The organism is Erwinia sp. TECH1, assembly GCF_054057575.1.
Genome location: NZ_JBSRZK010000001.1, coordinates 3,297,303 through 3,317,742, shown reverse-complemented (window position 1 = coordinate 3,317,742; position 20,440 = coordinate 3,297,303). Strand labels below are relative to the sequence as shown.

Here is a 20,440-nt window from a genome sequence, read left to right as displayed (position 1 = left end):
GGCTATAGCGATTGCTGGCTGATTTCATCCAGCGACAGGCTGAAGCTCGGCACGAAGACCTCTACAAAATAGTCCATTTCCGGGCTGCGCCGTTGAGTCAGGGTCTTTTCCAGCCGGGCTTTCGCCAGCTGAAACTCATGGTTACCGGCGGCCAGCTCTTCCAGACATTTCAGGTAGGCGCAGAGCGCATCAGCCTGCTTGACGATAGCCGTCTCGTCTTCGCTGCGCTGCTGCTCGTCCAGCAGCGGTCGCCAGGCATCCTGCAGCTCGTCGGGCAGCATCTCGACCAGCTTCTGCTGCGCTATCTTTTCAATCTTCTTATATTCGTTGGCGATCTGCGCGTTGTAATACTTTACCGGCGTTGGCAAATCGCCCGTCAGGACTTCGCTGGCGTCGTGGTACATCGCCATCAGCGCGATCCGTTCCGCGTTAAGGTTGCCGTTGAATTTTTTATTTTTAATCACCGCCAGCGCATGGGCCACCATCGCCACCTGCAGGCTATGTTCGGAAACGTTTTCCGTGCGCACGTTGCGCATTAGCGGCCAGCGGTTGATGAGTTTAAGACGGGAGAGATGGGCGAAAAAATGACTTTGATTCATCGGACGGTTTCCTGTGCCTGAAGACCAGAGCGGTAAGTATTCCGCTCTGGCATCACGGTAGTTTACAGAATGCAGCGATATTGGCCGATCCGGTTCGGTATCAGACTACTGGCGATAGCCTTCCAGGAAACGGCCGAACTTGCTGATAGCCATTTCAAGATCGTTTACGTGGGGAAGGGTGACGATGCGCACATGATCCGGCCATGGCCAGTTAAAGGCGCTGCCCTGCACCAGCAGCACTTTTTCCTGCAGCAGGAAATCCAGCACCATTTTCTGATCGTCATGGAGATTGAATTTTTTGGCATCGATTTTCGGGAACATATAAAGCGCGCCGTCCGGCTTGACGCAGCTGACGCCCGGAATATCGTTGATCAGTTCCCAGGCGCGCTGGCGCTGTTCATACAGCCTGCCGCCCGGCACGATAAACTCGCTGATGCTCTGGTAGCCGCCCAGCGCGGTCTGAATGGCGTGCTGCGCAGGCACGTTAGCGCACAGGCGCATTGAGGCCAGCATTTCCAGCCCTTCAATGTAGCCTTTGGCATGTTTTTTCGGCCCGTTCAGCACCATCCAGCCCTGGCGGAACCCCGCCACGCGGTAGGTTTTTGACAGACCGTTAAAGGTAATGGTTAACAGATCCGGCGCCAGCGCGGCGATAGAGTGGTGCTGAGCGGCGTCATAAAGGATTTTGTCGTAGATTTCATCGGCGAAAATGATCAAATTATGCTGTCTGGCCAGCTCCACGACTTCCAGCAGCAGCTCCTTGCTGTAAACTGCGCCGGTTGGGTTATTTGGGTTAATAATCACGATACCGCGCGTGCGCGGAGTGATTTTACTGCGAATGTCGTCCAGGTCCGGGAACCAGCCAGCCGACTCGTCACAAAGGTAGTGCACCGCTTTACCGCTGGAAAGCGAAACGGCGGCCGTCCATAGCGGATAATCGGGCGCCGGCACCAGCATCTCATCGCCGCTGTTCAGCAATGCCTGCATCGATTGCACGATCAGTTCGGAAACGCCGTTGCCGATATAAACGTCCTCGACGGTGATTTCGCGCAGGCCGCGAGCCTGATAGTGCTGCACGATAGCTTTACGCGCCGAATAGAGACCTTTAGAGTCGCAGTAACCCTGCGCGCTCGGCAGGTTGCGAATAACATCGACCAGGATTTCGTCAGGGGCTTCAAAACCAAAAGGCGCAGGATTGCCAATATTGAGCTTGAGGACTTTATTGCCTTCTTCTTCAAGGCGTCTGGCTTCTTTTAATACCGGGCCTCGGATGTCATAACAAACGTTATCGAGCTTGCTGGATTTATCAATTGGGGTCATTTCATTCGCCTTTGGCTGAGCCGCATTCCTGCCGTGGAAAAGTAAACCCGCACAATGTACTCCTCTCGCCAGCGCTTTTGAAGCCCGATAGCGGGTTTGCCCGGCGCGCCTGCGCGTTGTCTGAACGGCACAGCAGCAAAGCCCGTTCAGGTTCGACGCTTTTTCCTGGAGAAGGTTTAATAAAACTTACGCCTGCATTGGGTGCAGGAGCGTGTAAAAAAGCCCGTTTTTTTGCAAGCAAGAAGGCCATTTTTGTAACGATTAGGTAAAATAAGATGCATTGACACCGCATGAAACTATTCAGCTTTGCTTAACTGGCTGGTCAGTGGTTGCCCATCACCGCAGCAACAGGCGACGGTGGCAAAAAGCGACAGAACCTTAACGGGAGAGCAGTCGTTGCTGATATATTGTTACTAATTGATAAATTTTTATGGTGCAAAGCGAGCAGAAGGTGCGATCCACAATAAAAAATTATTTTACTGATAAGAATAATCGGATTTGGGCTTAAAAAGTAATCGACAGTATGTCAGGATATCCTTCAGGAAAAAGGACGTATGACGAGCCTGTTTCCGGAACAATATTTAGCGCGTTTTATCGCCAATAATGTTAAGCTTTGTTTATTATTATTCCACTGTGACTACAGTGTTCTGGCTGTTTGATTTTTTATGGTTGTCTTACACTAACAGCGCCGGGCTAATCCAGCGGGCGGCTGGACGGTAACAGGGTATGGCGGCAGGTAACCTGACGCACGCTGAAGTACCAAACGTATAAATCTGTCAGCGGCCTTGCAACGGCATCAGTCGGGCATATTGGGCCGCTGGGATAACGCGTTTGTGATTAAGGCAATGACGAGCCAACGGGTCGCATTGCCTACGGTTGTCTCTCTATCTTATTGATAAAGCAGATAATAACACCAGGATAGTAGTATCTTAAAAATCTTATAAAAGTGAAGAAAACATGACCAGTGCAAATCGTCCAATTCTTAATCTCGATCTCGATCTGCTCAGAACGTTTGTGGCCGTCGCCGATCTGAATACTTTTGCCGCTGCCGCGGCGGCAGTATGCCGTACGCAGTCTGCTGTCAGCCAGCAGATGCAGCGTCTGGAGCAGCTGGTAGGGAAAGAGCTGTTCGCCCGGCATGGCCGTAATAAGCTGCTGACCGAGCACGGTATTCAGCTGCTGGGCTACGCCAGAAAAATCCTGCGCTTTAACGATGAAGCCTGCACCTCGCTGATGTACAGCAATATCCAGGGCGTGCTGACTATCGGCGCTTCTGACGATACGTCAGACACCATTCTGCCTTTCCTGCTCAACCGCGTGACCTCGGTTTATCCGAAGCTGGCTATCGATGTTCGCGTCAAGCGTAATCCATTTATGATGGAAATGCTGAACCAGGGAGAAGTAGACCTGGTGGTAACCACTTCCAGCCCGATGAACTTTACCTGGCAGGTCCTGCGTACTTCGCCTACGCTCTGGTACTGTGCGGCCGATTACGTGTTCCAGCGCGGAGAAGCAATTCCTCTGGTGCTGCTGGACGAGCCAAGCCCTTATCGTGATATGGCTATTGATCACCTTAACGAAGCGGGTATCCCGTGGCGCATCTCTTATGTGGCCTCTACGCTGGCTGCCGTCCGCGCCGCCGTTAAAGCGGGTCTGGGCGTGACCGCTCGTCCGGTAGAGATGATGAGCCCGGAACTCCGCGTGATGGGTGCAGCCGAAGGGTTGCCGATGCTGCCGGATACGGAATACCTGCTGTGCCGCAATCCGGAAAGCGACAACGAACTGGCGCTGGCTATTTTCAACGCCATGGAGTCAAGCAACGATCCCTACAATCTGACCGCTACGGGTCAGGATCGCTCCGCTTTTGCAGATGAAGACGAGTGATAATGCGGTTTCTCTAACATCCTGATTAATATTCACAAAAGTTAGCAGAGCTGTCTAAAAAAGCCTTTCGAAACGGTTAGTGTTTCGGAGGGCTTTTTTTATGCCTTAATTTCCTTTCTCCCGCGTTTTTCTCCTGGTCTTTTTTATGCTGGTGTTTTAAAAAGCGCCAACGCCGTTTGTTGACCTTATCCGGCATCGTGAAAAAATTAAAAATCAAATTGAATTGATTTTGCTCACTTCTGCCTGGCTATTTTTTTCTCATAAAGACTAAAACCGTGTGCTGGATCAAAAAAATAACCCTTGTAAGGGGAAGGAAATGCAGGCAATTCCTGCCAGAATAGCCTGTGTTAAAACCGCGATCCGTGCAGGGAAATACCCGCTACACTTTAGTGCAGGGTCGGTCACTGACACGATTTAGCGCAATCTTTGCGCATCAAATGTTAAATAAATGCTACTTGTGTAAAATAACCTACGGATACTTTTATGAAAGTTGACAGAAGGTTATATAAAGGAGTAAAAAACCCCATAAAATTGCTGCTTAATCAACAAAGACAGCATAGTTTATCTGGTTTTTTATTTTTTCCCGTGAATCGAGGCTTCAGCCAACTGCCGTGCATGAGAGCAGCCCCCTGACGCCCTTTATTGAGTTAAGCAGAGTGTATGTCAACAACCACTGAAGTCGTCGCTCATCATTGGGCGTTTGCCGTATTTCTGATCGTCTCCATCGGTCTGTGCTGTGCAATGTTAGCCGGAGCGTGGTTTCTGGGCGGAAAAGCACGCGGAAGATACACAAATACCCCTTTTGAGTCCGGCGCCGCGCCGGTCGGCACCGCCAAGATGCGCATGTCCGCCAAGTTCTACCTGGTCGCCATGTTCTTCGTCATTTTCGACGTGGAAGCGCTCTATCTGTATGCATGGTCGACCGCCATCCGCGAAAGCGGCTGGATCGGCTTTATCGAAGCCACCATCTTTATTTTGGTACTGCTTGCCGGACTGGTTTATCTGGTGCGGATCCGCGCGCTGGACTGGGCACCCCCACCTCGCCGTGTGGTAGCCAAAACCACTACCGTTTCGCATTCCCATCGTCACACGCAGTAAAAGCGAGGCATAACAATGGATTATACGCTAACCCGCGCAGACCCGAACGGCGATAACGATCGCTACCCGCTGCAGAAGCAGGAGATCGTCACCGACCCGCTGGAAAAGCACGTTCATCAAAGCGTTTATATGGGCAAGCTCGAACATGCTCTGCACGATATGGTGAACTGGGGACGTAAAAACTCTCTGTGGCCGTTTAACTTCGGCCTTTCCTGTTGTTACGTAGAGATGACAACTTCCTTTACCTCCGTGCACGACGTGGCGCGATTTGGTTCCGAAGTTATCCGCGCCTCGCCTCGTCAGGCCGACTTCATGGTAGTAGCCGGTACGCCTTTCACCAAAATGGCACCGGTTATTCAGCGTCTTTACGACCAGATGCTGGAGCCCAAGTGGGTGATTTCGATGGGTGCCTGCGCTAACTCGGGCGGCATGTACGATATCTATTCCGTGGTGCAGGGCGTGGATAAATTCCTGCCGGTTGACGTTTATATTCCCGGCTGTCCGCCGCGCCCCGAAGCCTATATGCAGGCTCTGCTGCTGCTCCAGGAATCGATCGGCAAAGAGCGTCGTCCGCTTTCCTGGGTGGTCGGCGATCAGGGCGTTTATCGAGCCAACATGCAGTCCGAACGTGAAAGGAAGCAGGGCGAACGCATTGCGGTCACCAACTTGCGCACCCCGGACGAAATTTAAGAGTTAATGAACAAGGCCCAAACAGCACGCAGAAAAAAATAATACGCGGGCGGCCTGTTCTGACGCCAATACTGAGTGCCTGTCGACAGGCCCACATGGTGAACGACCTATGACAGATTTAACCACGCAAGATCTCGCTCAGCCAGAATGGCAAACCCGGGATCACCTGGATGATCCGGTGATCGGCGAATTGCGTAACCGTTTTGGGCCAGATGCCTTTACCGTTCAGCCAACCCGCACCGGCATTCCGGTGGTCTGGGTAAGACGCGAACAATTATTGGAAATTGTAGAGTTTCTGCGCAAGCTGCCGAAGCCTTATGTCATGCTGTACGATCTGCACGGTATGGACGAACGCCTGCGCACGCATCGCGACGGACTGCCAGCGGCGGATTTTTCCGTTTTCTATCACCTGCTGTCCATTGAGCGCAATCGCGACATTATGCTCAAGGTGGCGCTGTCCGAAAACGATTTGCATGTACCTACCATCACCAAAATTTTCGCCAACGCCAACTGGTACGAGCGCGAAACCTGGGAGATGTTCGGTATTACGTTTGACGGCCATCCGCACCTGACGCGCATCATGATGCCGCAAACCTGGGAAGGTCATCCGCTGCGTAAAGATTACCCGGCGCGCGCTACCGAATTCGATCCCTTCGAGCTGACCAAGCAGAAAGAAGATCTGGAAATGGAGGCGATGACCTTCAAACCGGAAGAGTGGGGCATGAAGCGCGGCACCGCCAACGAGGACTTTATGTTCCTCAACCTGGGCCCTAACCATCCTTCGGCGCACGGTGCTTTCCGCATTATTTTGCAGCTGGACGGCGAAGAGATTGTCGACTGCGTGCCGGATATCGGCTACCACCATCGTGGCGCGGAGAAGATGGGCGAGCGCCAGTCCTGGCACAGCTATATCCCCTATACCGACCGCATTGAATATCTTGGCGGCTGCGTAAACGAGATGCCTTACGTGCTGGCGGTAGAAAAGCTGGCGGGCATTAAAGTGCCTGAGCGCGTTGACGTGATCCGCGTGATGCTTTCCGAACTGTTCCGTATCAACAGCCACCTTCTCTATATTTCTACTTTTATTCAGGACGTCGGGGCGATGTCACCGGTGTTCTTTGCCTTTACCGACCGCCAGAAAATTTATGACGTGGTGGAAGCTATTACCGGCTTCCGTATGCATCCGGCGTGGTTCCGCATCGGCGGCGTGGCGCACGATCTGCCGAAGGGCTGGGATCGTCTGCTGCGCGAATTCCTTGACTGGATGCCGAAGCGCCTGAAGGCCTACGAACAGACGGCGCTGAAAAACTCCGTGCTGATTGGCCGCGCCAAAGGCGTATCCGCCTACAACATGGAAGAGGCGCTGGCATGGGGCACCACGGGCGCGGGCCTGCGCGCAACCGGTCTGGACTTCGACGTGCGCAAATGGCGTCCTTACTCCGGCTACGAAAACTTTGATTTTGAAGTGCCGATTGGTGACGGCATCAGCTGCGCCTACACCCGCGTTATGCTGAAAATGGAAGAGATGCGGCAGAGTATGCGCATCCTGGAACAGTGCCTGAAAAACATGCCGGAAGGGCCGTTTAAAGCCGATCATCCGCTGACCACGCCGCCGCCGAAAGAGCGCACGCTGCAGCATATTGAAACGCTGATCACCCACTTCCTGCAGGTTTCGTGGGGTCCGGTGATGCCGGCCAACGAGTCTTTCCAGATGATTGAAGCTACCAAAGGGATCAACAGCTACTATCTGACCAGCGACGGCAGCACCATGAGCTACCGCACCCGCGTGCGCACGCCTAGCTTCCCGCATCTGCAGCAGATCCCTTCCGTCATCAACGGCAGCCTGGTATCCGATCTGATCGTTTACCTCGGCAGTATTGATTTTGTTATGTCAGACGTGGACCGCTAATTATGCACGATCAAAGAATTGCGATCGAAACGATCGAGCCTTCAGATGCTTTCGTCCTGAGTGCGACAGAGCATGATGCGATAGAACAGGAAAAGCACCATTACGAAGATGCGCGGGCGGCGTCGATTGAAGCGCTGAAAATCGTGCAGAAACAGCGTGGCTGGGTGCCGGATGGCGCTATCAAAGCCATTGCCGACGTGCTGGGCATTCCGGCCAGCGACGTAGAGGGCGTAGCCACGTTTTACAGCCAGATCTTCCGCCAGCCGGTTGGCCGCCATGTGATCCGCTACTGCGACAGCGTGGTGTGCCATATCACCGGCTATCAGGGTATTCAGGCAGCGCTGGAAGCCAGCCTGAACATCAAGCCGGGCCAGACCACGCCGGACGGCCGCTTTACGCTGCTGCCGACCTGCTGCCTGGGCAACTGCGACAAAGGCCCGACGATGATGGTGGATGAGGACACGCATGTGCATCTCACGCCGGAAAACGTCGTCACGTTACTGGAGCAGTATCAATGACCATTAAAGAGATTGTTCGTACTGCAGAGACGCACCCGCTGACCTGGCGTATGCGCGAAGACAAGCAGGCGGTGTTCCTCGATGAATATCGCAGCAAAAACGGCTATGCCGGAGCGGAAAAGGCGCTGAAGGGCATGGCGCCTGACGAAATCGTGGCGCTGGTAAAAGATTCCGGCCTGAAAGGGCGCGGCGGCGCAGGTTTCTCCACGGGACTGAAGTGGAGCCTGATGCCGAAAGACGAATCCATGAACATTCGTTACCTGCTGTGTAACGCCGATGAGATGGAGCCGGGCACCTATAAAGACCGTCTGCTGATGGAGCAAATGCCGCACCAGCTGGTGGAAGGGATGCTGATTAGCGCCTTCGCGCTGAAAGCGTATCGCGGCTATATCTTCCTGCGCGGCGAATATATTGAAGCGGCCGTCAACCTGCGTCGCGCCATCGCGGAAGCGACCGAAGCGGGCTATCTCGGCAAAAACATTCTGGGCACCGGCTTTGATTTCGAGCTGATCGTGCATACCGGCGCGGGCCGCTATATCTGCGGTGAAGAAACCGCGCTGATCAACTCGCTGGAAGGCCGCCGCGCTAACCCGCGCTCCAAGCCGCCTTTCCCTGCTTCGGCAGGCGTCTGGGGCAAGCCGACCTGCGTCAATAACGTGGAAACGCTGTCCAACGTGCCGGCCATCCTCGCCAATGGCGTCGACTGGTACAAGAACATCTCTAAGAGCGACGATACCGGCACCAAGATGATGGGCTTTTCCGGCCGGGTGAAAAACCCTGGCGTCTGGGAGCTGCCTTTCGGCACCACGGCGCGCGAAATTCTGGAAGAGTACGCGGGCGGCATGCGCGATGGCCTGAAGTTTAAAGCCTGGCAGCCGGGTGGCGCGGGCACCGACTTCCTGACCGAATCGCATCTGGATCTGCCGATGGAGTTCGCCAGCATTGGCAAAGCGGGCAGCCGTCTGGGCACCGCGCTGGCGATGGCGGTCGACCACGAAATCAATATGGTATCGCTGGTGCGCAACCTGGAAGAGTTTTTTGCTCGCGAGTCGTGCGGCTGGTGTACGCCGTGCCGCGACGGCCTGCCGTGGAGCGTAAAAATCCTGCGCGCGCTGGAGCGGAAAGAAGGGCAGCCGGGCGATATCGAAACCCTGCTGCAGCTTTGCCGCCAGCTTGGGCCGGGCAAAACTTTCTGTGCGCACGCGCCGGGCGCGGTAGAGCCGCTGCAGAGCGCCATCAAGTATTTCCGTGAAGAATTTGAAGCCGGCATGGCGCCGCAGGTTTACAGCAACGCGCACGCGATCGCCGGTATCCAGGCGAACCTGTTGAAGGCGCGCTGGTAAAAATACCGTGCAAACAAAGAAATGCGCGAAATAACCAAATTAATTGGCGTTGTAGCCAGGCAGCAAGAGAACGCATCCCCGGCAGCTTACTTCAGTAAGTGACCGGGGTAAGAGAACGCCGCTAACACCGCTACAACGTCAGGTAAGACGGTTATTTAAAGAATTGTGTTTAACGCTCGGTTTCGAGCCTTACTTGAGCAATTTCACTATGGCTACAATTCATGTAGACGGTAAAGAATACGACGTCGACGGCGCGGACAACCTGCTACAGGCTTGCCTCTCGCTCGGCCTTGATATTCCTTATTTTTGCTGGCATCCGGCGCTCGGTAGCGTCGGTGCCTGCCGCCAGTGCGCGGTAAAGCAATTCCAGAATGCCGAAGATACCCGTGGTCGCCTGGTGATGTCCTGTATGACGCCAGCCTCCGACGGCACCTTTATTTCTATTGATGACGGCGAAGCGAAAGAGTTTCGGGAAAGCGTGGTGGAGTGGCTGATGACCAACCACCCGCACGACTGTCCGGTCTGTGAAGAGGGCGGTAACTGCCATCTCCAGGATATGACGGTGATGACCGGCCACAGCTTCCGCCGCTACCGCTTTACCAAACGCACCCACCGCAATCAGGATCTCGGCCCGTTCATCTCGCACGAAATGAACCGTTGTATCGCCTGCTATCGCTGCGTGCGCTACTACAAAGATTACGCGGACGGCAAAGACCTGGGCGTGTATGGCGCGCATGACAACGTCTACTTCGGTCGCCCGGAAGACGGTGTGCTGGAGAGCGAGTTCTCCGGCAACCTGGTGGAAATCTGCCCTACCGGCGTATTTACCGATAAAACGCACTCCGAGCGTTATAACCGTAAATGGGATATGCAGTACGCGCCAAGCATCTGCCAGCAGTGCAGCGTCGGCTGCAACACCAGCCCCGGCGAGCGTTACGGCGAACTGCGTCGTATTGAGAACCGCTATAACGGCACCGTAAACCAGTACTTCCTGTGCGACCGTGGCCGCTTCGGCTATGGCTACGTCAACCTGAAGGATCGTCCGCGCCAGCCGATGCAGCGTCGCGGCGACGACTGGATCGCGCTCAACGCCGAGCAGGCGATGCAGGGCGCGGCGGACGTGCTGCGCCAGGCGAAAAAAGTGATTGGTATCGGTTCGCCACGCGCCAGCGTTGAAAGCAACTTCGCGCTGCGTGAGCTGGTCGGTGCCGAGAACTTCTCCACCGGTATTCCGGCTGGCGAGCAGGCGCGTCTGGAACTGATGCTGAAAGTACTGCGCGAAGGCGGTATCCATACGCCAGCGCTACGCGAAATCGAAAGCTACGATGCCGTGCTGGTGCTGGGCGAAGATCTGACCCAGGTCGGCGCACGCATCGCGCTCTCCGTGCGCCAGGCCGTTAAGGGCAAAGCGCGCGAAATGGCGGCGGCGCAGAAAGTGGCCGACTGGCAGATTGCGGCGATTATGAACATCGGCCAACACGCCAAACATCCGCTGTTTGTCACCAACGTAGACGAAACCCGTCTGGACGACATCGCCGCCTGGAGCTATCGCGCACCGGTGGAAGATCAGGCGCGTCTGGGCTTCGCTATTGCTAACGCGCTGGATGAAACGGCGCCGGCGGTAGACGGTCTCGATCGTGAACTGAGCGGTAAGATCGACGTAGTGGTACAGGCGCTGGCCGGCGCGAAGAAACCGCTGATTATTTCCGGCGTGCACGCGGGCAGCGAGGCGATGATCCAGGCGGCGGCTAACGTTGCCAGAGCGCTGAAAGGACGCGGCGCGGACGTGGGTATCACTTTGCTATCCGGCGCAGCCAATAGCGTGGGCCTGGGCATGATCGGCGGCAAGCCGCTGGATGCAGCGCTCGACGAGCTTTCAAGTGGCTCTGCCGATGCTGTTATCATTATGGAAAACGATCTCTATCGCCATGCGCCAAAAGCCCGTGTCGATGCGGCGTTGACCAACACGCCGAACGTGATCGTTATCGATCATCAACGCACGGCGACCACCGAGAAAGCGGGTCTGATCCTTTCCACCGCCAGCTTTGCAGAAAGCGACGGCACCGTGGTCAATCAGGAAGGCCGCGCGCAGCGCTTCTTCCAGGTTTACGATCCGTCCTACTACGATGACAAAATCCAGATGCTGGAAAGCTGGCGCTGGCTGCACTCGCTGGCCAGCACCATCAGCAGCCGCGAAGTGGACTGGACGCAGCTCGATCACGTGATCGATGCCTGCGTGGCGGCACTGCCGCAGCTGGCCGGGATCAAGGCCGCCGCGCCGGACGCCAGCTTCCGTATTCGCGGTCAGAAACTGGCCCGCTCGCCGATCCGCGCCAGCGGCCGTACCGCGGCTCGCGCCAATATCAGCGTGCACGAACCGCGTCAGCCGCAGGATAAAGACACCATGTTCGCCTTCTCTATGGAAGGGAACAACCAGCCGAATGCGCCTCGTTCGCAGATCCCGTTTGCCTGGGCGCCAGGCTGGAACTCTCCGCAGGCGTGGAATAAGTTCCAGGACGAAGTGGGCGGCAAACTGCGCTTTGGCGATCCGGGCGTGCGCCTGTTCGAAGCGGGCGAAGGCCAGCTGGAATGGTTCACCGCCGTGCCGGAAGCCTTCGCGGGCAAAGAGAACGGCTGGCGCGTCGCGCCTTACTTCCATCTGTTCGGCAGCGAAGAGATGACCCAGCGTTCACCGGTATTCCAGCAGCGTATGCCGCTGCCTTACGTGATGGTTAACCCGCAAGACGCGGCGAAACTGGGCGTCAACGCAGGCGCTACGGTCGCCTTCCGCTGCGCGGGCGAAACGCTGCGTCTGCCGGTTCGCTTCTCGACCGCCTTGCAGGCAGGGCAGGTGGGTTTACCGTTGGGCTTGCCGGGCGTACCGCCGTTCCTGCTGGGGGCAAGTATTGAGGATCTGCAGGAGGCAACACAATGAGCTGGCTGACACCGGAAGTTACAGATGTACTGATTGCCGTCGGCAAAGCGCTGGTGATCCTGTTTGTGGTGGTAGGCTGCGGCGCCTTTATGAGCTTTGGCGAACGTCGCCTGCTGGGCCTGTTCCAGAACCGCTACGGGCCAAACCGCGTCGGCTGGGGCGGTTCGCTCCAGCTGGTGGCGGACATGATCAAAATGTTCTTTAAAGAGGACTGGACGCCGCCGTTTACCGACCGCGTGATTTTTACGCTGGCGCCGATGATCGCGTTCACCTCGCTGCTGCTGGCAATGGCCATTGTGCCGGTCACCTCGACCTGGATGGGCGCGGATCTGAATATCGGTCTGCTGTTTTTCCTGATGATGGCCGGTCTGGCCGTGTACGCGGTGCTGTTTGCGGGCTGGTCGAGTAATAACAAATACTCGCTGCTGGGCGCGATGCGCGCCTCGGCGCAGACGCTGAGCTACGAAGTGTTCCTCGGCCTGTCGCTGATGGGCGTGGTGGCGCAGGCCGGTTCCTTCAATATGGTGGATATCGTCAACAGCCAGCAGCACCTGTGGAACATCATTCCGCAGTTCTTTGGCTTCCTGACCTTTGCCATTGCGGGCGTCGCGGTCTGTCACCGTCATCCTTTTGACCAGCCGGAAGCAGAGCAGGAGCTGGCCGACGGTTACCACATCGAATACGCCGGTATGAAGTTCGGCCTGTTCTTTGTCGGTGAATACGTCGGTATCGTAACCGTCTCTTCCCTGATTGTGACGCTGTTCTTCGGCGGCTGGAACGGTCCGTGGCTGCCGCCCGTTTTCTGGTTCGCGATTAAAACAGCTTTCTTCATGATGATGTTTATTCTGATCCGTGCTGCGCTGCCGCGTCCGCGCTACGACCAGGTGATGTCGTTCGGCTGGAAAGTATGTCTGCCGTTGACGCTGTTGAACCTGCTGGCGACTGCCGCAGTGATTCTGTACAACGCGCAGTAAGAGGTTATTACCATGAAAATAAAAGATATTCTGGTAGGGTTCGGCACCACGGTACGCAGTATCGTCCTGATCGGATCGAATGCTTTTGCCAAGCGTGAAACGCAGATGTACCCGGAGGAGCCGGTCTATTTGCCGCCTCGCTACCGTGGCCGCATCGTGCTGACCCGCGATCCCGACGGCCAGGAGCGCTGCGTGGCCTGTAACCTGTGCGCGGTAGCCTGTCCGGTAGGCTGTATTTCGCTGCAAAAGGCAGAAACGCTGGACGGCCGTTGGTATCCGGAGTTTTTCCGCATCAACTTCTCGCGCTGCATTTTCTGCGGCCTGTGTGAAGAAGCCTGTCCGACCACCGCTATCCAGCTTACCCCCGATTTCGAGCTGGGCGAGTTTAAGCGGCAGGATCTGGTTTATGAAAAAGAGAACCTGCTGATCTCCGGGCCGGGCAAATATCCGGAATATAACTTCTACCGGATGGCGGGCATGGCGATCGAAGGCAAAGACAAAGGTGAAGCGGAAAGCGAAGCCAAACCCATCGACGTCAAGGGTTTGTTACCTTAAGGAGCCAGGCATGGAATTTGCGTTTTATCTTTGCGGACTGGTGGCCGTGCTGACGACGTTGCGCGTTATCACCCACACCAACCCGGTCCACGCGCTGTTATATCTGATTATTTCACTGCTTTCGGTGGCGGGCGTGTTTTTCTCGCTGGGCGCTTATTTCGCCGGGGCGCTGGAAATTATCGTTTATGCGGGCGCTATCATGGTGCTGTTCGTGTTTGTGGTGATGATGCTAAACCTGGGCGACAGCGTGCAGGCGCAGGAGCGCGAGTGGCTGAAGCCGGGCGTCTGGTTCGGCCCCGGTCTGCTGTCGCTGCTGCTGCTGGTGGTGATGGTTTACGCCATCCTGACTATTAATGACCAGGGCATTGACGGCACGATGATCGATGCCAAAGCGGTCGGCATCAGCCTGTTCGGCCCTTACGTTCTGGCGGTGGAGCTGGCTTCCATGCTGCTGCTGGCCGGTCTGGTGGTGGCTTACCATATCGGTCGCGAACAGCGTCCGGGCGAGGTGTTAAGCAATCGCCCTGATGCGGTGAAGAAGGAGGAAAACGCATGATCCCTTTGCAACACGGGCTTATCCTGGCGGCCATCCTGTTTGTGCTTGGCCTGACCGGCGTGGTGATCCGCCGCAACCTGCTGTTTATGCTGATCAGCCTTGAGATCATGATCAACGCGGCGGCGCTGGCGTTTGTGGTCGCGGGCAGCTATTGGGGACAGGCGGACGGTCAGGTGATGTATATCCTGGCGATCAGCCTGGCCGCTGCCGAGGCAAGTATTGGCCTGGCGCTGCTGCTGCAGCTGCATCGTCGCAGCCAGAACCTCAATATTGATAAAGTGAGCGAGATGCGCGGATGAATCTTCTCTATTTAACTATTTTATTCCCGCTGATCGGTTTCGTGCTGCTGGCGTTTTCGCGCGGCCGCTGGTCAGAAAATCTGGCCGCTACGGTAGGGATGGGCTCCGTAGGGCTGGCCGCGCTGGTCACGCTCTATGCCGGACTGGATTTCTTTGCGCAGGGCCAGGCTGTTTTTAATCAGGCGCTGTGGACCTGGATGCACGTTGGCAACTTTGATATCAAAGTCAACCTGACGCTGGACGGCCTGTCGCTGACCATGCTGTCGGTGGTCACGGGCGTTGGCTTCTTTATCCATATGTTCGCCTCCTGGTATATGCGCGGCGAAGAGGGCTACTCGCGCTTTTTCGCCTATACCAACCTGTTTATCGCCAGCATGGTGGTATTGGTGCTGGCCGATAACCTGATGCTGATGTATCTGGGCTGGGAAGGCGTGGGGCTTTGCTCTTACCTGCTGATCGGTTTCTACTATACCAACCCGAACAACGGCGCGGCGGCGATGAAAGCTTTTATCATCACGCGCGTCGGCGACGTCTTCCTGGCGTTTGCGCTGTTTATTCTCTACAACGAGCTGGGCACGCTGAACTTCCGTGAGATGGTCGAGCTGGCGCCTGCGCACTTTGCGGCGGATAACCCTATGCTGCAATGGGCGACGCTGATGCTGCTTGGCGGCGCGGTAGGTAAATCGGCACAGCTGCCGCTGCAAACCTGGCTGGCGGATGCGATGGCAGGCCCGACGCCGGTCTCTGCGCTGATCCACGCCGCGACCATGGTAACGGCGGGCGTTTATCTGATTGCCCGCAGCCACGGTCTGTTCCTGATGACGCCGGAAGTGCTGCACCTGGTGGGGATTATTGGCGCGATTACGCTGGTGCTGGCGGGATTTGCCGCGCTGGTGCAAACCGATATCAAACGCGTGCTTGCCTACTCCACCATGAGCCAGATTGGCTACATGTTCCTGGCGCTTGGCGTGCAGGCGTGGGATGCGGCGATTTTCCATCTGATGACCCATGCGTTCTTTAAAGCGCTGCTGTTCCTCTCGTCCGGTTCGGTGATCCTGGCCTGCCACCACGAGCAGAACATTTTCAAAATGGGCGGCCTGCGCAAAAGCATCCCGCTGGTTTATGCCTGCTTCCTGGTAGGCGGCGCGGCGCTGTCGGCGCTGCCGCTGATCACCGCTGGCTTCTTCAGTAAGGACGAGATCCTGGCGGGTGCGCTGGCGAACGGTCATATTAATCTGATGGTGGCCGGTCTGGTCGGGGCCTTTATGACCTCGCTCTACACCTTCCGCATGATTTTTATTACCTTCCACGGCGAAGAGAAAATTCACGCGCACGCAGGCAAAGGCATTACGCACCATCTGCCGCTGATTGTGCTGCTGATCCTCTCCACCTTTATTGGTGCGCTGATTGTTCCTCCGCTGCGCGGCGTGCTGCCGGAAACCACCGAGCTGGCGCACGGCAGCGTGCTGACGCTGGAAATCACTTCTGGCGTAGTGGCGATTATCGGCATCCTGCTGGCGGCCTTTCTGTGGCTGGGCAAACGCTCGCTGGTTAACAGCATCGCTGGCAGCGCGGTTGGCCGATTCTTCACCACCTGGTGGTTCGCCGCCTGGGGCTTCGACTGGCTTTACGACAAGATTTTCGTCAAGCCTTATCTGTTCGTCGCCTGGGCCCTGTCACGCGATCCGCTGAATGCGCTGATGAATATCCCGGCCCTGTTCTCCCGCCTGGCGAACAAAGGGCTGGTGGTCAGCGAAAACGGCTATCTGCGCTGGTACGTCGCTTCGATGAGCGTCGGTGCGGTCGTGGTGCTCGCGCTGTTGATGGTGGTCTAAAAGTTTGTGAGCGGGGTGGGGTAAACACTCACCCAGAATTAAGAGATGTTAAAAATTACCTGAATGTTGGGCGTCATCGGCGCAGTCAGTTTTGTCACCGCCAGCGCGCCGCACCCGCAGCATACTTTAGTATGTGAGGACTGCGAGCACTGCCGGGGGCAAAAATGGCCAGTAAGATAGCCCATGCAGGTTCAGAAAAGGGAATCAAATCGCCATGTTATTACCCTGGCTTATACTCATCCCGTTCATCGGCGGCCTGCTTTGCTGGCAGTTTGAACGCTTCGGGAGCAAGGTGCCGCGTTGGATAGCGCTGATCTCGATGGGGCTGACGCTGGCGCTCTCGCTACAGCTCTGGCTGCAGGGCGGCTATTCGCTGACCCAGGCCGCCGGGCTGCCGCAGTGGCAATCCGAGTTTCTGGTTTCCTGGATACCGCGTTTCGGTATCAACGTGCATCTGGCGCTGGACGGCCTGTCGCTGCTGATGGTGGTGCTTACTGGCCTGCTGGGCGTGATGGCTATCCTCTGCTCATGGAACGAAATTGAGAAATGGCAGGGCTTTTTCCACCTGAACCTGCTGTGGATCCTGGGCGGCGTTATCGGCGTGTTCCTGGCTATCGATCTGTTCCTGTTCTTCTTCTTCTGGGAAATGATGCTGGTGCCGATGTACTTCCTGATCGCGCTGTGGGGACACAAGGCGTCGGACGGGAAAACGCGTATCACCGCGGCCACCAAGTTCTTTATCTACACTCAGGCCAGCGGCCTGGTGATGCTGATTTCGATTCTGGCGCTGGTCTTCGTTAACTACAACGCCACGGGCGTCTGGACGTTTAACTACGAAGATCTGCTGAAAACGCCAATGAGCAACACCGTTGAGTATCTGCTGATGCTGGGCTTCTTTATCGCCTTCGCGGTGAAAATGCCGGTGGTGCCCCTGCACGGCTGGCTGCCGGATGCGCACAGTCAGGCCCCGACGGCCGGTTCCGTTGACCTGGCGGGCATTCTGCTGAAAACGGCGGCTTACGGTCTGCTGCGCTTTGCGCTGCCGCTGTTCCCGAACGCGTCCGCCGAGTTCGCGCCGATTGCGATGTGGCTGGGGATTATCGGGATTTTCTACGGTGCCTGGATGGCCTTCTCGCAGTACGACATCAAACGCCTGATCGCCTACACCTCTATTTCGCACATGGGCTTTGTGCTGATTGCTATCTATACCGGCAGCCAGCTCGCTTTCCAGGGCGCGGTGGTGCAGATGATTGCGCACGGTCTTTCCGCCGCAGCGCTGTTTATCCTGTGCGGCCAGCTTTATGAGCGTCTGCACACTCGCGATATGCGTCAGATGGGCGGGCTGTGGGCGCGCATCAAGTGGCTGCCAGGTCTGTCGCTGTTCTTTGCCGTAGCGAATCTGGGGATGCCGGGCACGGGTAATTTCGTTGGCGAATTTATGATCCTGACCGGCAGCTTCCAGTCGGTGCCGGTGATCATCGTCATTGCTACCTTTGGTCTGGTGTTCGCTTCCGTATACTCGCTGATTATGATGCAGCGGGCCTATTACGGCGCACCGAAGTCAGAAACGCCGCTGCGGGGGATGTCGCCGCGCGAGTTCCTGATGATTATGGTGCTGGTGGTTCTGCTGCTGCTGCTGGGCGTTTACCCACAGCCGATTCTGGACACCTCACATGCTGCAATGAGCAATATTCAGCAGTGGTTTACCGCTTCAATTTCAACTACAAGGCCGTAATTCGCCATGACAATAACTCCTCAACATTTGATCGCGCTGCTGCCCATGCTGATCGTCGGATTGACGGTGGTAGTCGTGATGCTCTCCATTGCGTGGCGGCGCAACCACTTCGTCAATGCCACGCTGGCGGTAGTAGGGCTGAACCTGGCGCTGTTCTCGCTCTGGTTCGTGGGACACGCGGGCGCGATGGACGTGACGCCGCTGCTGCGCGTCGATGGCTATTCAATGCTCTATACCGGCCTGGTGATTTTAGCCAGCCTGGCAACCTGCACCTTCGCCTATCCGTGGCTGACCAACTACCCGGATAACCAGGAAGAGTTCTACCTGCTGGTGCTCATTGCGGCATTGGGCGGCGTGGTGCTGGCAAGCGCTAATCACCTGGCTTCGCTGTTTATCGGTATTGAGCTGATTTCCCTGCCGCTGTTCGGCCTGGTGGGCTACGCCTTCCAGCTGAAGCGCTCGCTGGAAGCCAGCATCAAATACACCATTATGTCCGCTGTGGCTTCCTCTTTTCTGCTGTTCGGTATGGCGCTGCTTTATGCCAACTCCGGCAACCTGGGCTTTATTGCGCTGGGCCGCAGCCTGAACGACGGAATGCTGCAACAGCCGCTGCTGCTGGCGGGGCTGGGCATGATGATTGTGGGCCTGGGCTTTAAGCTGTCGCTGGTGCCTTTCCACCTGTGGACGCCGGATGTCTACCAGGGCGCGCCTGCGCCGGTGTCGACCTTCCTGGCGACCGCCAGCAAAATCGCCATTTTCGGCGTGGTGATGCGCCTGTTCCTGTACGCGCCGGCCGCCGACAGCGAAGCGGTACGTCTGGTGCTGGCGATTATCGCGTTTGCCTCGATTCTGTTCGGCAACCTGATGGCGATTTCGCAGAGCAATATCAAACGTCTGCTGGGCTACTCTTCCATTGCGCATCTGGGCTATCTGCTGGTGGCGCTGATCGCTATCCAGACGCATCAGCTGTCGCTGGAAACGGTGGGCGTTTACCTGGCCGGTTATCTGTTCAGCAGCCTGGGCGCTTTCGGCGTGGTCAGCCTGATGTCCAGCCCGTATCGCGGCCCGGACGCGGACTCGCTGTATTCCTATCGCGGCCTGTTCTGGCACCGTCCGATCCTGTCGGCGGTGATGACGGTAATGATGCTGTCGCTGGCGGGTATCCCAATGACGCTGGGCTTTATCGGTAAATTTTACGTGATTGCCGTAGGCGTGGGCGCGCAGCTGTGGTGGCTGACTGGTGCGGTAGTGGTAGGCAGCGCAATCGGCCTTTACTACTATCTGCGCGTGACCGTTAGCCTGTATCTGAACCCACCGGAGCTGTTGCAGCGCGATACGCCAGCTAACTGGGCCTTTACCGCCGGCGGCGTGGTTGTACTGATCTCGGCGATTCTGGTGCTGGTGCTGGGTATTTATCCGCAGCCGCTGATCTCGCTGGTGCAGATGGCGCAGCCGCTGATGTAACTCAGCAGGCTGTTAAAAAATCCCGGCTCCTGACTGACAGGCCGGGATTTTTTTTGTGCGCAACCGGGCAGGCTTCAGTCCACCAGGTTGACGCCCAGGCTTTCCAGCAGGCTTAACGCTTCCAGACGGGAAAACGTTGCGCCTGCCACCGAATTGTTCAGTACATTGATGGAGAAATCGCGCGAGTCGGTCAAATCCGCCGCCTGAAGATTGGTTCTGTTAAACAAGCTTCCGGCCAGATCGCAGTTCAGTATTTCGGCTTTGCTCAGATCGCACTCTCTGAAATCCACGTCATGCAATTGGCACTCCATCATTTTCACTTCTTGCAGCGTCAGGCCGAAAAAGGAGACGTTGGACAACAGGCATTGCGTAAAACGCAGCTCGTGATCCAGATTAAAAGCGGGCCAGTAAGCGCGCGTCCAGTCTGTGCCGCTGAGTTTGCATTCGGTAAAGCTGACCTCGTTAAAACGCGAATCGGGCATTTCCATCACGCTGAGATTACACTGGTCGAAGCGGCAGTTAATAAATTTGCAGCGGATAAACCTGGCGGCGGTAAAGTTGCAGTGGCTGAAGTCGCATCCTTCAAAAATGACGCCTTCAAAACAGGCGGACGGCAGCGCCTGCCTGTCGAAGCAGGTATCGAAATACTCTTTATGATCGGTTATTTTTGTCATATAAAACCTTAGCCTGTGCGGAAGGGAATGGCAGTATCCCTCACCTGACAGT

General features: G+C 56.4%; 17 protein-coding genes. 14 read left to right on the top strand and 3 right to left on the bottom strand.

Annotation, left to right across the window (positions count from 1 at the left end; translation table 11 throughout):
• Positions 1-2: 2 nt before the first annotated feature.
• A complete protein-coding gene (gene yfbR / locus ACVWZ0_RS15475; RefSeq protein WP_253459774.1) occupies positions 3-599 on the bottom strand; it encodes a 5'-deoxynucleotidase in 597 nt (198 codons plus the stop codon).
• Between the two features lie 105 nt (positions 600-704).
• On the bottom strand, positions 705-1,919 hold the full coding sequence (locus ACVWZ0_RS15470; protein WP_253459776.1) for a pyridoxal phosphate-dependent aminotransferase: 1,215 nt from the start codon (positions 1,917-1,919) through the stop codon (positions 705-707).
• Positions 1,920-2,876: 957 nt separating this feature from the next.
• Here ACVWZ0_RS15470 and lrhA point away from each other — a divergent pair.
• The 14 genes from lrhA to nuoN all read left to right on the top strand — a co-directional run bounded on the left by lrhA (position 2,877) and on the right by nuoN (position 19,714).
• The gene (gene lrhA, locus ACVWZ0_RS15465; protein ID WP_125288256.1) at positions 2,877-3,803 is read left to right on the top strand and encodes a transcriptional regulator LrhA; all 927 of its coding nucleotides are present in this window, start codon (positions 2,877-2,879) and stop codon (positions 3,801-3,803) included.
• 660 nt (positions 3,804-4,463) lie between these two features.
• Complete coding sequence (locus tag ACVWZ0_RS15460; RefSeq protein ID WP_253459778.1) at positions 4,464-4,901, top strand: NADH-quinone oxidoreductase subunit A; 438 nt, start codon at positions 4,464-4,466, stop codon at positions 4,899-4,901.
• 15 nt (positions 4,902-4,916) lie between these two features.
• On the top strand, positions 4,917-5,591 hold the full coding sequence (locus tag ACVWZ0_RS15455; protein ID WP_125288254.1) for a NuoB/complex I 20 kDa subunit family protein: 675 nt from the start codon (positions 4,917-4,919) through the stop codon (positions 5,589-5,591).
• A gap of 109 nt (positions 5,592-5,700) precedes the next feature.
• Positions 5,701-7,500, top strand: a complete 1,800-nt coding sequence (nuoC, locus tag ACVWZ0_RS15450; RefSeq protein ID WP_253459780.1) for an NADH-quinone oxidoreductase subunit C/D — start codon at positions 5,701-5,703, stop codon at positions 7,498-7,500.
• A 2-nt stretch (positions 7,501-7,502) separates the two neighbouring features.
• On the top strand, positions 7,503-8,018 hold the full coding sequence (gene nuoE, locus ACVWZ0_RS15445) for an NADH-quinone oxidoreductase subunit NuoE (RefSeq protein ID WP_253459782.1): 516 nt from the start codon (positions 7,503-7,505) through the stop codon (positions 8,016-8,018).
• A 2-nt stretch (positions 8,019-8,020) separates the two neighbouring features.
• Positions 8,021-9,361, top strand: a complete 1,341-nt coding sequence (gene nuoF, locus ACVWZ0_RS15440; RefSeq protein ID WP_253461264.1) for an NADH-quinone oxidoreductase subunit NuoF — start codon at positions 8,021-8,023, stop codon at positions 9,359-9,361.
• Between the two features lie 208 nt (positions 9,362-9,569).
• Positions 9,570-12,296 carry an NADH-quinone oxidoreductase subunit NuoG gene (gene nuoG, locus ACVWZ0_RS15435; protein ID WP_253459784.1) on the top strand — a complete coding sequence of 909 codons (2,727 nt, stop codon included), beginning with the start codon at positions 9,570-9,572 and terminating at the stop codon, positions 12,294-12,296.
• On the top strand, positions 12,293-13,270 hold the full coding sequence (nuoH, locus tag ACVWZ0_RS15430) for an NADH-quinone oxidoreductase subunit NuoH (protein WP_253459787.1): 978 nt from the start codon (positions 12,293-12,295) through the stop codon (positions 13,268-13,270). The genes nuoG and nuoH overlap by 4 nt, the downstream gene beginning before the upstream one ends.
• A gap of 12 nt (positions 13,271-13,282) precedes the next feature.
• Positions 13,283-13,825 carry an NADH-quinone oxidoreductase subunit NuoI gene (gene nuoI, locus ACVWZ0_RS15425; protein ID WP_253459790.1) on the top strand — a complete coding sequence of 181 codons (543 nt, stop codon included), beginning with the start codon at positions 13,283-13,285 and terminating at the stop codon, positions 13,823-13,825.
• A 10-nt stretch (positions 13,826-13,835) separates the two neighbouring features.
• Positions 13,836-14,381: an NADH-quinone oxidoreductase subunit J gene (gene nuoJ / locus ACVWZ0_RS15420; RefSeq protein ID WP_125288247.1), complete on the top strand. Its 546-nt coding sequence runs from the start codon at positions 13,836-13,838 to the stop codon at positions 14,379-14,381.
• Positions 14,378-14,680, top strand: coding sequence for an NADH-quinone oxidoreductase subunit NuoK (gene nuoK, locus ACVWZ0_RS15415; protein ID WP_034894855.1), 303 nt, complete (start codon positions 14,378-14,380; stop codon positions 14,678-14,680). Before nuoJ ends, nuoK begins: the two co-directional genes overlap by 4 nt.
• The gene (gene nuoL / locus ACVWZ0_RS15410) at positions 14,677-16,515 is read left to right on the top strand and encodes an NADH-quinone oxidoreductase subunit L (protein ID WP_253459793.1); all 1,839 of its coding nucleotides are present in this window, start codon (positions 14,677-14,679) and stop codon (positions 16,513-16,515) included. Before nuoK ends, nuoL begins: the two co-directional genes overlap by 4 nt.
• A gap of 214 nt (positions 16,516-16,729) precedes the next feature.
• Positions 16,730-18,250, top strand: coding sequence for an NADH-quinone oxidoreductase subunit M (nuoM, locus tag ACVWZ0_RS15405; protein WP_253459796.1), 1,521 nt, complete (start codon positions 16,730-16,732; stop codon positions 18,248-18,250).
• 6 nt (positions 18,251-18,256) lie between these two features.
• Positions 18,257-19,714 (top strand): NADH-quinone oxidoreductase subunit NuoN, encoded by a 1,458-nt coding sequence (gene nuoN / locus ACVWZ0_RS15400; RefSeq protein WP_253459799.1) that lies wholly within the window; start codon positions 18,257-18,259, stop codon positions 19,712-19,714.
• Between the two features lie 74 nt (positions 19,715-19,788).
• Here the strand turns inward: nuoN and ACVWZ0_RS15395 are convergent, their stop codons facing one another.
• Positions 19,789-20,388, bottom strand: a complete 600-nt coding sequence (locus tag ACVWZ0_RS15395; protein WP_253459802.1) for a pentapeptide repeat-containing protein — start codon at positions 20,386-20,388, stop codon at positions 19,789-19,791.
• Positions 20,389-20,440: the final 52 nt, after the last annotated feature.